Consider the following 15,053-nt stretch of genomic DNA (forward strand, 5'->3'; position numbering starts at 1 on the left):
GAAGCGTCCTCGGAAGGACGCGACGGAATGCACCTCCTCGCAGCGGCCACGGCCGCCCCCACGCCCTCGGGCACCGACGCGCAGTTGATCATCGCGGCCCTCGTGGGCATCGTCGTGATCGTCGGCCTCATCACCTGGCTCAAGGTCCACCCCTTCCTGGCGCTGCTGCTCGGCGCCGTCGGGGTCGGCATCGGCGCCGGCCTCGCCCCGGGCGACGCCGTCACGAGCTTCGGCACGGGCTTCGGATCGACCATGACGAGCGTCGGCATCCTGATCGGGCTCGGCGCGATGTTCGGCAAGCTGCTCAGCGACTCGGGCGGAGCGGACCGCATCGTCGACACCCTCATCTCGCGCTCGTCGCAGAAGGCGCTGCCCTGGGTGATGGCCCTGATCGGTGCGCTGATCGGCCTGCCGATGTTCTTCGAGGTCGGCCTCGTGCTGCTGATCCCCGTGATCGTGCTCGTCGCCCGCCGGTCGGGCCTGCCGCTCATGCGCATCGCGATCCCGGCGCTCGCCGGCCTCTCGGCGATGCACGCCCTCGTGCCCCCGCACCCCGGCCCGCTGCTCGCCGTCTCGACCGTGGGCGCCGACCTCGGCCTGACGCTCGGCCTCGGCGTGCTCGTCGCGATCCCCACCGTGATCGTCGCCGGCCCGCTGTTCTCGACGCTCGCCGCGAAGTGGGCGCCCGTGCCGGTCCCCGACCTCTTCGTCTCGAAGGAAGAGGACGGCGGCGAGGGCTCGGCCCGCAGGCGCCCGAGCTTCGTCAACGCCCTGATCGGCATCCTGTTGCCCGTCGTGCTCATGCTCGCGCGCTCGATCCGCGAGGCGGCGCTGCCCACGGCGACCGGCACCTGGGTCGACCTGCTCGAGTTCCTCGGGACGCCGATGGTCGCGTTGACCGTCGCCGTGCTCTACGCGATGGTCTTCTACGCCCGCGCCGGGGGCATGGACAAGGCCGCCGTGTCGAAGACGCTCGGTTCGTCGCTGCCCGACGTCGCCGGCATCCTGCTCATCGTCGGCGCCGGTGGCGGGTTCAAGCAGGTCCTGATCGACACGGGCATCGGGACCGTGATCGGTGACGCGGTGTCGGAGTCGGGCGTGAGCGTCCTGCTCGTCGCCTGGGTGGTCGCGGCGCTCGTCCGCGTCGCCACCGGGTCGGCCACCGTCGCCACGGTCACGGCCGCCGGCATCATGGCCCCGCTCGCCGCCGACATGTCGACCCCCGAGGCGTCGTTGCTGGTGCTCGCCATCGGTGCGGGCTCGGTCTTCCTGTCGCACGTGAACGACGCCGGCTTCTGGCTGATCAAGGAGTACCTCGGCACCACGGTCGGCCAGAACTTCAGGACCTGGAGCCTGATGGAGTGCGTCCTCAGCCTCACGGCCCTCGCCGGGGTCATGCTCGCGAGCGTGTTCATCTGATGACCGTCCTCGAGAACGCGGACCGCGCCTCCTCGGCTCCCGCGCCGGATGCGGGAGGCGCGGTGCCGGCGGGCGGTCCGTACGCCGCCGACCCCGTGCTCGTCGTCATGGGCGTGTCGGGTTCGGGCAAGTCGACCGTCGCGGCCCTGCTCGCCGAGCGGCTCGGCTGGGACTCGTACGAGGGCGACGACCTGCATCCCGACGAGAACGTCGAGAAGATGGCGGCCGGCACCCCGCTCGACGACGACGACCGGGCACCCTGGCTCGACACGGTCTCGTCCTGGATCGTCGAACACGCCCTGGCGGGTGTGCCCGGCGTGATCACCTGTTCGGCGCTGAAACGGAAGTACCGCGACGTGCTGCGCGAGCACAACGTCGTCTTCGTCTACCTGCGCGGCAGCCGCGACCTGCTCGGCGACCGCATGGCCGCCCGTGAGGGCCACTTCATGCCGACCGCCCTGCTCGACTCGCAGGTCGCGACGCTCGAACCGCCCGAGGCCGACGAGCGGCACGTCGTGGTCGACGCCGGCCGGTCGCCCGAGGACGAGGCCGACGACGTGATCCGGGCGCTGGGGCTGACGCCGGTCGCCTGACCCGGGCCGCGCCTCCGTCGCTCCTGTCGGTGCTCGTGACCCGGGCCCGAGTGGGCAGGAGATGCTGGTCACGGGGTGGGCGACGGCATCTCCCGCCCACTCGACGGTGCGGCGCGTTCACCGGGTGGACGCCCGCGGTTCGCCGGACCGCCACCCGCCCTGCCTAGGGTCGTGGCGTGCGCCGGAGGCCGCGTGCGAGGGGTGGGGGGACGATGTCGAGGGCGACGCAGGCGGGGCGGCCGCGGGTCGACCCGATGCGTCCCGTGCTCGACGGCCACGACGTGTGCCTCGACCCGCCGGCGTCGGCACAGGTCTGGCTCGGCACCGGGGTCGGAAGCGGACACGGCTTCAGCGAGATCGCCGTGCCGGGGGTGCGCCTCGCGCGCGGGGACGCCCTGGTCGCCGTCGAGCTCACGGCCGTCCGCCTCGACGTGGTGCGCTCCCTCGGCGATCGGGGGGCGGCCTGCCTGCCCGTGGTGCCGGGCGGCTCGGCGGTCGGGCAGGTCGTCGAGGCCGACGAGCACGCTCGCGCCCACGACGGCCGACGGCTGCGGCCCGGCATGCGCGTCGTCTGGTCCGGCACGGTGGCGTGCGGTCGGTGCGTCCCGTGTCATCGGGGTCTGACCTCGGCCTGCGTCTCGGGGGAGCGGTACGGCGAGGAGCGCACGCGGCGCAGCTGGCAGTTGTCCGGCACGGTCGCGAGCCACGTGCACCTGCGCCGGGGGACCACCGTGGTGGTCGTCGCCGACGACGTGCCCGCGGCCGTGCTCGCCCCGGTGGCGGGCGTGACCGCGACGGCCGCGGAGGTGCTGCACCGCGCCTCCTCGGTGCTCGGACTCTCGGGGGTGCCGTCACTCGCGGGCCAGGTCGTCGTCGTGTCGGGGGCGGGTGCCGTCGGACTGGTCGCGACGGCCATGGCCACGGACGCCGGGGCGCGCGTCGTGGTCGTCGACCCCGAGGAGGCGCGGCGCGAGCGGTCGCGCGCGTTCGGCGCCGTCGCCGTGTCCGACCCCGGGGCGGCGACCGGGCCGCACGCCCTGTCTCGCGTGCTCGCGTCGGTCGACCGGTCGGGGCGTCACCGCACGGTGGGGCTCGCCTTCGACGGGGTCGCGGCGGCGTCGGCCCTGGTCGAGCGGGTGGCCGTCGGGGGAGTCGTGGTGCTGGCGGGGGCGGCAGCGCGTGGCGGGGAGGTCGGCGTGAGCGGTGCCCGGCTGGTCGAGGGGCTCGTCACGGTCGGGGGCGTGCGCGACGCGGAGCCGGAGCGGCTCGACTCGTCCGTGGCGTGGGCGACCGAGGCGTGGCGGCGGTGGCCGCTGGGGTCGCTCGTGGGCGGGACGATCCCGCTGGCGGAGGTGGGCGCGGTGCTCGCCGCGGCGGACGCGGACGACCGCCTGGTCGGGGTCGAGCCCGGGTAGGCCACCGGGTGGGGCCCGTCGCGTCTCGCGTACCCCCTGCCTCGACGGTCCGTCGCCCGGAGCGGCGTCGCCGGTGGTGTCAGGAGGCGCGGCTCAGGCGGTACAGCACGTGCGGTCGGAGTGCGTGGCCCGGCGGGAGCGCGGGGTGCTCGAAGTCGTCGGCGGGGTCGTGCGTCATGCCGAGGCGGCGCATCACGCGGCGGGACGGTTCGTTGGTCGCCGCCGTGAAGCTGACCAGGGCGGGCAGGTCGGCGCCGGCCGGGTCGAACGCGAACCGGACGACCTCCCGGGCGGCCTCGGTGGCGACGCCCTGACCCCAGGCCTCACGGGCGAGTCGCCACCCGATCTCGACCTGTCCCACGAGCGCGGGGTCGAACGAGGGACGAGACAGCCCGACGAAGCCGACGAACGCACCCGAGTCGCGACGCTCGACGGCCCACAGCCCGAAGCCGTCCGCCTCGATCGCGGCGTCGAGCCGGTCGACCAGGGCGTCGCTCTCGGCACGCGTGCGGGTCGAGGGGAAGTACCTCATCACCTCGGGGTCGGCATTCAGGGCCGCGAACGGCGCACGGTCGGACCCGTGCCAGCGGCGCAGCAGCAGGCGGTCGGTGGTGAGCACCCCGTGACGCTAGCAGCGGCTGCGCTCAGGTGACGCAGCGCCGACGCGACGACGAACCCCGTTCCGAACGATGCACCCAGAAGAAGCGGGGTGCATCGTTCGAGACGGGGTTCGTGGGGGAGGCGCGGTGCGGCGGGGGCGCGTCAGCCGCGGTCGCGAGGCCGACGCAGCCGCAGGGCGACCCCGAGCGCCACGATCAGGAACGCCGCGAGGGCGATGCCGATCCACTCGCCCGAGCCGGTCCAGGCGAGCCCGACCGGCGACGCCACGACGGTGCCGCCCGAGCCCGAGCCCGTGCCCGTGCCCGACCCGCCGCCACCCGGCGTGCCCGTGCCCGGTGTCCCGCCACCCGGCGTCCCCGGGTCGCCCGGCACCGCCGCGGCGAGCACCGTCAGGGTGGCCCGGGCGATCTGTCCCGTCCCCTCGAGCTCGACGACGTGCGTCCCGGGTTCGAGGTCGGCCGGCACGACGAACCGCAGCACGCCGACCCCGGCCGCCGTGGCCGTCGTGGCACCGATCGACTGCGGCTCCGAGAACACGGTGCCCGCGAGGTCCTCCCCGGCGACGAACCCGGTCGCCGTGATCGACACCGTGTCGCCCGGGCGGGCGGTCGCGGGGTCGAGCGTGCCGGGCACGACGACCTTCGTCGGCTCGACGACGTCGAGGTCGATGCCGAGCACCGTCGCGAAGCCGGCCAGTGCCACGTCCGGCAGACCGCGCTGCAGTGCGTTCTCGGCGTCGGCCGTCAGGGCCGCCGACCCGTCGCCCGCCGTGCCGTCCACCATCGCCTGCTGGGCGAGGTCGCGGGCGACCGACACGAGGGCGTCCGCCGTGGACATCGCACCGAGGTCTGTCCCGCCGACCGGGGCGACGGCGGCGAGCAGGAGGCGCAGCGCGGCGGCGGCGTCCGTCACGGCACCGTCGCCGTCCCACACGTCGGCGTCGAGCACGGCCTGCACCGCCGCTCGGGAGGCGCCCTCGGGCAGGGAGGCGACCAGCGCCTCCAGACGCTCGCGGGCACCGTCGGTGCGCAGGCCCCAGCCGTACGGGTAGAGCGGCTCGTAGTCGGCGTCGCCCACGTTGATCGGCACCTGGTCGGCGCGGGCCGCCCAGGTCACGGGCAGGCGCCCGGTGAACGGTCGGTCGCCGAACAGCACGTCGGCGACGCCCGCACCCTCGGAGCCCGGCAGCGACGACGCGACGACCGCGTCCGCGACGCTCACGACGTCGCCGAGCAGTTGCGGTCGGCCCGAGACCACGAGCACCACGCACGATGCGGCAGCGGCGCAGACCTCGTCGACGATCGCCTGGTCGGAGGCCGTCAGCGACAGGCTCGAGCCGTTGTTCGGCACGTCGCCCTGACCCTCGGCGTACGGACGCTCGCCGACCACGACGACACCGGTCTGACCGGCGCCGATCGGTGCCGAGGCGTCGGGGCTGAGGGTGACCGAGGCGCCGGGAGCGACCTCACGGATGCCCTCGGCGATGCTCGTGCCCGTCGTCGTGTCGCCTGATCCGCCCTGCCAGCTGATCGTCCAGCCGCCCATCTGGCGGCCGAGGTCGTCCGCGCTGGAGCCGGCCACGTACAGGTCGGCGTCCGCGGCCAACGGCAGCGCGCCTCCGGCGTTCTTCAGCAGCACCTGCGACTCGCCGGCGGCCTGACGGGCGACGGCGCGGTTCTCGGCCGAGCCGACGCCGTCGACGTTGGTGCGGTCGGCGAACGGCTGCTCGAACAGGTTGAGGTCGAACTTCTGCGTGAGGATGCGACGCACGGCGTCGTCGACCCGCGACTCGGCCACGTCACCGGAGCGGACGGCCGCCACGATCGCGTCGATGAACGCGCCGTAGTTGTACGGCGCCATCGCCATGTCGAGCCCGGCGTTCACCGAGCGCACGGCCTTGTCGGCGTAGTTGCCGCCGGGCAGCTTGTCGATGCCCTCCCAGTCGCTGATCAGGAAGCCCTGGAACCCCAGGTCGCCCTTCAACAGGTCGTCGTTCAGTGCCGCGTTCTCGTGCATGCGCACGGGTCCGTCGCCCAGGTCGACCGCCGAGTACGACGGCATGATCGTGCCCACGCCCGCCTCGAGTGCCGGCAGGTACGGGTCGACGTGCAGCCGGGTGAAGTCCTCGAGCGAGTCGGCGTGCGTGACGCCCTGGTCGATCGGGTACGCACCCGTGCCGGCCACGGATTCGTCGTAGCTCGTGCCGCCGTCTCCGGCCCAGTGCTTGGCCGTGGCCAGCACCTCGTCGGCGCCGCCGATGTCGGTCGGGTCCTCACCCTGCAGGCCGATCACCGAGGGGGCGGCGAAGGTGCGAACCAGGTCGGGGTCCTCGCCGAACGACTCGTAGCTGCGGCCCCACCGCTCGTCGCGGGACACGCAGAGGCACGGGGCGAAGGTCCACGGCACGCCCGTCGCGCGCACCTCGGTCGCCGTGACCTCGGCGATCCGCTCGACGAGGGCCGGGTCGCGGGTCGCGCCGAGGCCGGTGTTGTGCGGGAAGATCGTCGCGCCCACCACGTTGCTGTGGCCGTGGACGGCGTCCACGCCGTAGACCATCGGGATCTGCAGGCGAGTCGACAGCGCCTCGCGCTGGTACGCGTCGACCATGTCGGCCCAGGCCACCGCGGTGTTGCCCTCGGGCACCGAGCCGCCACCGCTCAGCAGCGAGCCGAGCGCGCGTCCGCTGACGTCCTGCGGCGACGACAGGCCGAGCCGCTCGGCCTGCGCCATCTGGCCCACCTTCTCGTCGAGCGTCATGCGGCCGAGCAGGTCGGCGACGCGGTCGGCCGTCGGCAGCGACGGGTCGAGGTACGGCAGGTCGTGCGCGCCGATCACGACGCGCGGACCGTCACCGACCTTCGCCGTGGTCGAGGCCAGCGCGATCGCGAACTCCTTCGACTCGGCGGCCCCCGAGGAGGCGCGGGTCGACACGGTCACGGGTTGCGCCGTCCCCGAGGCGGTCCCCGCCGCGAAGGTCACGGTGCCCGAGGCCGCGTCGTAGTCGGTGCCCTCGACGGCCGTGCCGTCGGCGGTCGACCAGTCGACCGACACGTCCGACGCCAACGGCTCGTCACCCGCCGTCGTCACGGTCAGCGGGACCTCGACCGAGCCGCCGGCGTCCACCAGGTAGACGTCCTGCGACGGGTCGACCGTGACGGACGCGGCGCTCGCCGGGGTGCCGTAGAGCTGCGTGTCGTCGAGGGCGTAGCCGACCGGGGCGGGCGTGCCCGGGGTGAAGGTGAACGAGTAGCCGAACGCGCTCGTCAGGTCGAGGGTGCCGTTCGTCGTCGCGGCGTCACCCGGCTGGTAGCCGGACGGCGCGAAGGCCGAGAAGGGCAGCTCGACGAGCTTCCAGCGGCTGGTGCTGCTTCCCCAGTTGTCCTTGAAGGTCGTCGCCCACAGCTCGCTGGTCTCGGCGGTGTCGCCGCCGGCCGGGTCGCCGTCCTTGAGTTCGACCTTGATGTCGGCGCCCGCCGTCGGGGAGGCCGGGTTGTTCGCCTGCGAGGCGTACCACCAGAAGCGCAGGCCCTGGTAGCTCGACCAGTCCTGGCTGTCGGCGAGGTTGTGGCTGAGGCCGCCGTAGCCGCCGGCCGGGATCGACGAAGTACCGCTCAGCACGTGGTTGTCGGCACGGCCGTCGCGCTCCTGCACGGTGACGTCGCGGCTGATGGTGGGCTCGAGCGGCGCGGGCGAACCCCAGGTGAAGAAGCCGAGCGGGTCGTCCGTCGTGCCGAGCGGGACGTCGCCCTCGAAGTCCTCGATCATCGTCGCGCGCTCGAAGAGGGCGACGTCGTCGACCTGCCAGGTGCCCGCGCCGAGGCCGGTCAGGGTCACGGCGAAGCCGGTCGACGCCGACGGGTCGAAGCGCAGGTCGCTGGACGGCTGGCCCTTCTGACGGAGGTCGGCGAACAGCACGCTGACCTGCTTCCAGTCCGCGCTGTCGTCGACGACGGTCTGCTCGAAGAGGGCGCCGTCGCCGTTCTTCAGCTCGTAGCGCAGGGGCAGGCCCGAGGCGGCGCCCTTGAACCAGAACGAGAAGCCGTCGTGGTCGCTCCAGTCCGTGGCGGGGACGTCGTGCGAGAAGCCGAACCAGCTCTCGGCGGTGGTCGGGCCGGCGACGGTGACGCGCAGGGCCTGGACGCCGGTCGCTCCCTCGCGCTGCGCCTCCCCGGTCTCGAGGGTCGGGGTGACGGCGGGGCTCTGGCCCCAGCCGAAGTAGCCGCTCGGCACGCCGCCCTCGAAGTCGTCGAGCACCGTGGTCGCGCCGACGTTCGGCAGGGTGCCCGTCGGGGTGAGCGCGACGGTGAGCGTGGCCCGCGTGCCGACGACCGTCGGGTCGCTCGGCTCGGACGCGGTCAGCTCGATCGACCTGCGGGGCGTGAGGGCGCCCGTCGAGGTCGTGACGAGGTCCACGGAGGCGCTGGTCTCGCCGGGCGCGAACGTGACGGTCTCGTCGAGCGCCGTGTAGTCCGTGCCCGCCGTCGCCGTGCCGCCGGTGGAGCGCACCCGGACGGTGACCGGCTCGTCGCTCGGACCGGTCAGGCTGAGGCCCGCGGTCAGGGTCTGGCCGGCCGCGACGGTCGCGGTCGACCGGTCGAACGTGACCGAGCGCGTCTCGGCCTCACCGAAGACCTGCAGGCCGAAGGCCGAGTAGCCGTAGAAGTGGGGGCGCGCCGGGTCCCAGGTCGCGGCCGAGCGGTGCAGCATGCTGACGCGCACGTACCGGGCCTCGGTGGGCGTCGACAGGGTCACGTCGTCGCGGCCGCCGTCGCTCGCGACGGTCTGCGCTGTGGTCCAGCTCGCGGGCAGGGTCGGGTCGCCCGACGTGACGTCGACCGTGTAGTCGGTCGCGTACGAGGCCTCCCAGTCGAGGCCGATCGCGTCGACGCGGGCGGTGCCGCCGAGGTCGACGATCACCGACGCGGTGAACTCGACGTCCTCGTCGGGCCCGTTGCCGCTCGCCCAGCGGGTCGCCGGATCGCCGTCGATCAGGGCCTCGGCGGGGAACGTGCCGTCGCCGTCGGCCTGGCTCGCCGAAGCGGTCACCGTGCCGAAGCGGGCGAGGTCGACCGGTGCGGCCTGCGCGGCGATCGCGGGCAGGCCGCTGAGCAGCAGGGCCGCGGCGGCGGTCCCGGCGGCGAGCGCGAGACCGCGGCGCGGACGGCGCGGGGCTCGCGACCGAGGGGTCGAGGAGGAGCGGGCAGGGGCAGCGGACACGATTACTCCTTTGTAATCACGGCTGTCTCACGACAGAGCTGGAGCCACCCCCGAACGAGGGCGGCTCACGTCTGGCTCATCGTAGGGTCACAGGCGACTCGAGGGCAATGGGGCCCGTGGGGGCTTGACGCGACCGGCCGACAGCGCACCGCGTCCCGTGCACGGCACCTCGTCTCGACCGGGTGCGGTGCACGACACGCGGTGCGGTGACGGACGCGGCGCGGCGGGGCGGCACGCGGCGTCAGGCCGACGCGGCGCCGGGGGTCCGGCCGCTTGCGGCCCGGGCCCGCGCGGTGTCGCTGCGCGGACCGACCGGCACCGACCTGGTCGCCCGGGCCAGCCCCGACGGTGCCATGCCGACGTACATGCTCTCGGCGCGCTCGACCACGAAGGTCTCGTGCCAGATGCCGACGGCCCCCGGGGCCTTGCGTGCCCGACGGTTGAACGCCGTCCAGGCCGGCCGGTGCGCCTGCTGCGGCGAGCTGGCATAGGCGTAGAGCTTCTCGAGCGAGGTCCAGTACTGCACGAGCACCGGCCCGCCGCGTCCGAGCGTCAGCCTCATGCCCGCGAGCCCGCTCTCGGGATCACGGAACAACTCGGTGAGCATCGGTCCCATCGCCGCGAACACCGGCCCCCACTGGTCGGGCCGCCACCAGCGGTTGACGGTCATGCCGATCAGGAAGACGACGAGTTCGCCGTCGTGCTCGTGCGTGGTGCGGCCCGGGTTGACTCTCGACATGATGTCTCCTTAGATGGATAGTGGCGCTCTCCAATATTGGAGAGTCGCGCTATCCAATGTCAAGGGGCAGTCCGTGCGCATCTCCCAGCTCGCCGAGACGACCGGGGTGCCGGTCGCCACGATCAAGTACTACCTGCGCGAGGGGCTGCTGCCCGAGGGCGAGCGCACCAGCGCCACGCAGGCCCGGTACGGCGACGACCACGTGCGCCGGCTGCGGCTCGTCCGGGCGTTGCTCGGCGCGGGCGGGCTCAGCGTCGCCGGCGCGCGCGCCGTCCTCGGGCAGCTCGACGGTGAGCACGAGACGGTCGCCGAGGTGCTCGGCGTCGCCCAGTCGGCCGTCACGACGACGGCCCCCGAGGGCGTCGACCTGACGCGGGCCGAAGCGCTCGTGGCCGGGTGGGGGTGGACGATCGACCCGGGGTCGGCCGACGTGCTCGCCGCCCTCGAGGTCGCGGTCGACGGACTCGAGGCCGCGGGGTTCGAGCTGCCCGACGGGACGCTCGACGGCTACGCGCGGTCGATGGCCGAGGTCGCCGAGGCCGAGATCGCGGGCATCCCGGTCGATTCGGTGGACGCCGCGGTGCAGTACGTCGTGCTCGGCACCGTGTTGGTCGAGCCGCTCCTGCTCGCCCTGCGCCGCCTGGCCCAGCAGGACGCGTCCTGGCGCCGCTTCGGGCCCTGACGCCGCGCCTCCTGCTGGTCGCGTGCGGCTGGTCGCCTCGCGCCGGCGCCCTCAGGAGGCGCGGATGCGGTCGCGCAGACCGACGAACGACACCAGGGCGCTCACCCCGAGCAGCACGGCGACCACGATCACGACGCGATGGAACCCACCCACCGTGAGCGCGCCTCCGGCTATGACTCCGAGGAACGCGACCGCGACGAGCCCGGCCACGCGCGAGATGGCGTTGTTGACGGCGGAGGCGATGCCCGACTGGCCGGCCGGGATCTGCGACAGCACCGTCGAGGTGAGCGGAGCCACGGTCACCGACAGGCCGAAGCCGAACAGGACCACGCCGGGCACGACCTGCCACCAGACGTCGATCGGATCGGCGACCAGCAGCATCCAGAGGAAGCCGCTCGCCGTGATCAGCGGCCCGACCGTCATGAACGGGCGCGGGCCGTGGGTGGCGGCGAGCGTGCCGAACAGGGTCGAGAACAGCAGCGACACGATCGTCGTCGGCAGGGTGACGAGCCCGGCCAGGGTCGCCGTCAGACCCGCCAGTTCTTGCACCACCAGGGGGATGGTCAGGGTGCCGAGGCTGAGGGCCGCGTAGATGCCGACGGTGGCCAGGTTGCCGACGGTGAAGGTGCGGGTCCGGAACAGCGTCAGCGGCATCATCGGAGCGGGTGAGCGGCGCTCCCACCAGACGAAGGCGGCGAGCGCGGCGAGGCCGACCACGAGCGGCGTGACGACGAACCAGGTGCCGAACCCGACGCGCTGCCCCTCGATGAGCGCGAAGACCGGTCCGGCGAGGCCCACCGCGGCCAGCACGGCGCCCACGACGTCGACCCGCGGGGGAGCACCGTCGCGCCCCCGGTGGGCGTCGCCGGGCAACCGGGTCATCAACACGAGGGTGAGGACGACCGGCACGACGACGACGGCGAACACCCAGCGCCAGCCGAGCGTGTCGACGAGCGCGCCCCCGGTCAGCGGGCCGATCAGGAACGCGACGCCGGTCCAGGCCGTCCAGCTGCCGATGGCCTTGCCCTGCGCGGGGCCGCTGAAGGTCGAGGTGATGAGGGCGAGGCTGCTCGGCACGAGGAGGGCCGCGGTCACGCCCTGCAGGGCCCGGGCGGCGATCAGCAGGCCCGGGTCGGGGGCGAGGGCGGCGAGCACGCTCGTCACGGCGAAGCCGATCAGGCCCGCGCGCAGCACCCGCACCCGGCCGAACGTGTCGCTGAGCGAGCCGGCCACGAGCATGAGCGATCCGAGCGTCAGCAGGTAGGCGTCGACGACCCACTGCTGCAGGGCGAGGCCCGCGCCGTCGTCGGCCGTCGCGCCGCCTCCCGTGCCGGTGCCGAGTTCGCGGGCGATCGCGGGCAGCGCCACGGTGACGATCGAGCCGTCGAGGAACGCCACGAACGAGGCCAGCACGGCGACCACGAGGACGACCCGCCTGCCGCGCAGGGTCGCGGCGTCGCTCGGGGCGGGGGGAGGTGTGCTCATGCTGCACTCAACACCCGACGGGCGCCGATCGATGCCCCGCCGTCCGACGGCCCGGCCTCAGCCCTCGCGGACGACGTCGTCCGGCGACTTGTCGGGCCGCCACCCGCGCCAGCTCGGCTGCCGCAGCCGCCCGGTCGAGGTCCACTCGGCGATCGACACCTCGCCCACCCGCGACGGGGTGACCCAGTGGGCACCGCGTGCGTCCACGGCGGGCACGCCCACCAAGGGGCTGGTCTTCCGCTCGGCCGCGCGCAACGCCGGCAACAGCTCGTCGAGCTCGCGGTCGGTGAACCCCGTGCCGACCCGGCCGACGTAGTGCAGCCCGTCCTCGCCCGGGACGCCCATCAGGAGCGAGCCGACGCCGTCGGCCCTCCGGCCGGCACCGGGGCGCCAGCCCGCGATCACGACCTCCTGCGTCTGGTGGTGCTTCATCTTGATCCAGGCGCGGGACCGTCGACCGGCGCTGTAGGTCGCGTCGCGCCGCTTGGCGACCACGCCCTCGAGGCGCAGGCGCTTCGAGGTGGCGACCGCCGCCTCCAGGTCCCCGTCGAACGCCGGGGGCACGTCGACGGCCCCGCCGCTCTCGACGATCCGCTCGAGCACCTCACGCCGGTCGTCGTACTCGTCCTTCACGAGCGAGCGCCCCTCGGCCCGCATGACGTCGAACAGCAGCAGCTTCACCGGCGCGCCCGCGGCGGCTCGCGCCACGTCGCGCGACCGCGTCAACCCCATGCGCGTCTGGAGCAGGCCGAAGTCGGGGCGACCCTTCTCGTCGACGGCCACGATCTCGCCGTCGAGCACCGCGCCTCCTTCGCCGTCGACCCGCTCCGCCAGCACCTGCAGCTCGGGGTAGGCCGGGGTGAGGTCGTTGCCGTTGCGGCTGGTCAGCGTGACCGCGCCGTCGTGGACGACCGCCACGGCGCGGATGCCGTCCCACTTCATCTCGAACGCCCACCCGCCCTCGGACACGTCGTGCGCGTCGCCGGTCGTCGCCAGCATCGGCGCGATCGGGTCGGGTGCCGGGAACTCCTGCTTCCCGTCGCGAGCCGAGGAGGCGCGGCCCGACCCTCCGGGGGAGGCGCCGGTCGCGTGCGCCGTGCGTGAGGACTTACCGGCGTCGCCTCGCCGATTCGCCCGCGCGGACGGCGGCAACTCAGGGGATTGCGCGTCTTCGGTCGTCTTCCGGGCTCGATGCGGTCGTCCTCCTGAATTGCCGACGGAGGCGCCGTCGTGCGAGCCGACGTCGCCCGCGTCGTCCTTCATGCGGTGGATGAGCCAGTTCGACTCCGCCCGCCCACCGCCGTGGCCGGTGTGGATCAACGCGACGCGTCGGGTGCCGCGCTGCTCGCCGTGCAGCACGACGATCACCTCCTTGCCCTCCCGCCACTTCTCGAGCTCGTACTCGCCGGAGTCCCAGATGGTCACCTCGCCGGCGCCGTACTCGCCCTTGGCGATCGTGCCCTCGAAGGTGCCGTACTCGAGCGGGTGGTCCTCGGTCTGGACGGCGAGGTGGTTCGTGCCCGGGTCGTCGGGCTCGCCCTTCGGCAACGCCCAGCTGACCAGCACGCCGTCGTGCTCGAGGCGGAAGTCCCAGTGCAGCGAGCTGGCGTGGTGCTCCTGGATGACGAAGCTCGTGCCGTCGGTCGAGGCCGGGGCCTCGGCGGGCACGGGCTCGGCGGTCTTCGACGCGTCGCGCTTCGAGCGGTAGACCTCGAGGCGGTCGCGCACCTTCTCGGAGGGGTCGTGGTCGGGGGCCTCGGTGTTGCGGAAGTCCTCGCCCAGCTCGCCCGAGGGCACCGGCACGTGCGCCGAGACGTCGGCCAGGGGGTCGCCGCGCCGCTTCAGGCGCGAGAGCACGTCGGTGTACTCGAGCTGCGCCAGGGTCTTCGACGCGAGTTCGCGCCAGGTGCGAGGCATCGCCACGGTCGGCCGGGACCGACCCCGCAGCGAGTACGGGGCGACCGTCGTCTTGTTGCCGTTGTTCTGCGACCAGTCGAGTAGCACCTTGCCCCGACGGTCGGCCTTGCCCATGGTGCTGAGGACGAGGTCGGGGTGGTCGGCCTCCATCGCACGGGCCAGTTCGTGGGCGACCTCGCCGACCTGGGCACTGGTCTGCCTCCCGTCGAGCCGGGCGTAGAGGTGCACGCCCTTGCTGCCGCTCGTCACGGGCATCAGCTCGAGGCCCATGCCCTCGACGATGGGCTTGAGCAGCTGCGCCACGGCGACGCACTCGGCGAGGCCGACGCCTTCGCCCGGGTCGAGGTCGAGCACCAGCCGGTCGGGGTTGCGCTGCGCCCCCTTCGGGCCGAACCGCCACTGCGGCACGTGCACCTCGAGCGCGGCGACCTGCGCCAGCCAGGTGAGCGTCGCGACGTCGTTCACCATCGGGTAGACGTTGGCGTGGTCCTTGTGCTCGAGGGTGTGCCGGGCGACCCAGTCGGGCGCGGAGTCGGGCAGGTTCTTCTCGAAGAACACCTCGCCGTCGACGCCGTTCACCCAGCGCTTGCGGGTGGCCGGCCGCCCCTCGACGTGCGGCAGCATCCACTCCGCGACGGCGGCGTAGTAGCCCAGGACGTCGGCCTTGGTGGTGCCGGCGTCCGGGTAGAGCACCTTGTCGAGGTTCGTCAGCTGCAACCGGTGCCCGCCGACCTCGACCGTCTCGCCGCGTCCCTTGCCCGCCATCGCGCGCCTCCTCGTGTCGTGTGGTTCTCGTTCTACCCGGCTGTGGGTCCGTGTCGTGGGGGGCCGGGGGGGGCCCCCCCCCCCCCCCCCCCCCGGGGGCCCCCCCGGGGCCCCCCCCCCCCCCCCCCCCCCGGGGGGGGCCCCGGGGGGGGGGGGGGCGGGGGGCCGGCGGGGGGGGGGGGGGGCCCACCCCCCCCGCC

The 15,053-nt window shown here is 74.0% G+C and carries 9 protein-coding genes; 4 read left to right on the top strand and 5 right to left on the bottom strand.

What is annotated here, in order from left to right; genetic code table 11:
* Window positions 1-27 precede the first annotated feature (27 nt).
* From ACVJ1F_RS12740 to ACVJ1F_RS12750, 3 genes are all read left to right on the top strand, one after another.
* Complete coding sequence (locus ACVJ1F_RS12740; RefSeq protein ID WP_123571828.1) at window positions 28-1,419, top strand: GntP family permease; 1,392 nt, start codon at window positions 28-30, stop codon at window positions 1,417-1,419.
* Complete coding sequence (locus ACVJ1F_RS12745; protein WP_456886637.1) at window positions 1,419-2,012, top strand: gluconokinase, GntK/IdnK-type; 594 nt, start codon at window positions 1,419-1,421, stop codon at window positions 2,010-2,012. The genes ACVJ1F_RS12740 and ACVJ1F_RS12745 overlap by 1 nt, the downstream gene beginning before the upstream one ends.
* Window positions 2,013-2,266: 254 nt before the next feature.
* The gene (locus tag ACVJ1F_RS12750) at window positions 2,267-3,427 is read left to right on the top strand and encodes a zinc-binding dehydrogenase (RefSeq protein WP_456886639.1); all 1,161 of its coding nucleotides are present in this window, start codon (window positions 2,267-2,269) and stop codon (window positions 3,425-3,427) included.
* A gap of 79 nt (window positions 3,428-3,506) precedes the next feature.
* Here ACVJ1F_RS12750 and ACVJ1F_RS12755 read toward each other — a convergent pair whose 3' ends face one another.
* The 3 genes from ACVJ1F_RS12755 to ACVJ1F_RS12765 form a co-directional block, all read right to left on the bottom strand.
* Window positions 3,507-4,046 (bottom strand): GNAT family N-acetyltransferase, encoded by a 540-nt coding sequence (locus ACVJ1F_RS12755; RefSeq protein WP_456886641.1) that lies wholly within the window; start codon window positions 4,044-4,046, stop codon window positions 3,507-3,509.
* A gap of 143 nt (window positions 4,047-4,189) precedes the next feature.
* On the bottom strand, window positions 4,190-9,265 hold the full coding sequence (locus ACVJ1F_RS12760) for a glycoside hydrolase family 3 N-terminal domain-containing protein (protein ID WP_456886643.1): 5,076 nt from the start codon (window positions 9,263-9,265) through the stop codon (window positions 4,190-4,192).
* Window positions 9,266-9,506: 241 nt separating this feature from the next.
* Complete coding sequence (locus ACVJ1F_RS12765; RefSeq protein ID WP_173152438.1) at window positions 9,507-10,004, bottom strand: DUF4188 domain-containing protein; 498 nt, start codon at window positions 10,002-10,004, stop codon at window positions 9,507-9,509.
* A 73-nt stretch (window positions 10,005-10,077) separates the two neighbouring features.
* Here ACVJ1F_RS12765 and ACVJ1F_RS12770 point away from each other — a divergent pair, with 73 nt between their 5' ends.
* Window positions 10,078-10,686 (top strand): MerR family transcriptional regulator, encoded by a 609-nt coding sequence (locus tag ACVJ1F_RS12770; RefSeq protein WP_456886645.1) that lies wholly within the window; start codon window positions 10,078-10,080, stop codon window positions 10,684-10,686.
* A 51-nt stretch (window positions 10,687-10,737) separates the two neighbouring features.
* Here ACVJ1F_RS12770 and ACVJ1F_RS12775 read toward each other — a convergent pair whose 3' ends face one another.
* Together ACVJ1F_RS12775 and ACVJ1F_RS12780 are read right to left on the bottom strand one after the other, a co-directional pair.
* On the bottom strand, window positions 10,738-12,171 hold the full coding sequence (locus ACVJ1F_RS12775) for an MFS transporter (RefSeq protein WP_456886647.1): 1,434 nt from the start codon (window positions 12,169-12,171) through the stop codon (window positions 10,738-10,740).
* Between the two features lie 57 nt (window positions 12,172-12,228).
* Complete coding sequence (locus ACVJ1F_RS12780) at window positions 12,229-14,853, bottom strand: ATP-dependent DNA ligase (protein ID WP_456886649.1); 2,625 nt, start codon at window positions 14,851-14,853, stop codon at window positions 12,229-12,231.
* Between the last annotated feature and the right edge of the window lie 200 nt (window positions 14,854-15,053).

The organism is Frigoribacterium sp. 2355 (assembly GCF_054060695.1).

Excerpts from the sequence above, each read along its gene's own strand:
- ACVJ1F_RS12750 (WP_456886639.1), top strand. The coding sequence starts at position 2,267 with ATGCGTCCCGTGCTCGACGGCCACGACGTGTGCCTCGACCCGCCGGCG.
- ACVJ1F_RS12740 (WP_123571828.1), top strand. The coding sequence starts at position 28 with ATGCACCTCCTCGCAGCGGCCACGGCCGCCCCCACGCCCTCGGGCACC.
- ACVJ1F_RS12745 (WP_456886637.1), top strand. The coding sequence starts at position 1,419 with ATGACCGTCCTCGAGAACGCGGACCGCGCCTCCTCGGCTCCCGCGCCG.
- ACVJ1F_RS12780 (WP_456886649.1), bottom strand. The coding sequence starts at position 14,853 with ATGGCGGGCAAGGGACGCGGCGAGACGGTCGAGGTCGGCGGGCACCGG.
- ACVJ1F_RS12765 (WP_173152438.1), bottom strand. The coding sequence starts at position 10,004 with ATGTCGAGAGTCAACCCGGGCCGCACCACGCACGAGCACGACGGCGAA.
- ACVJ1F_RS12775 (WP_456886647.1), bottom strand. The coding sequence starts at position 12,171 with ATGAGCACACCTCCCCCCGCCCCGAGCGACGCCGCGACCCTGCGCGGC.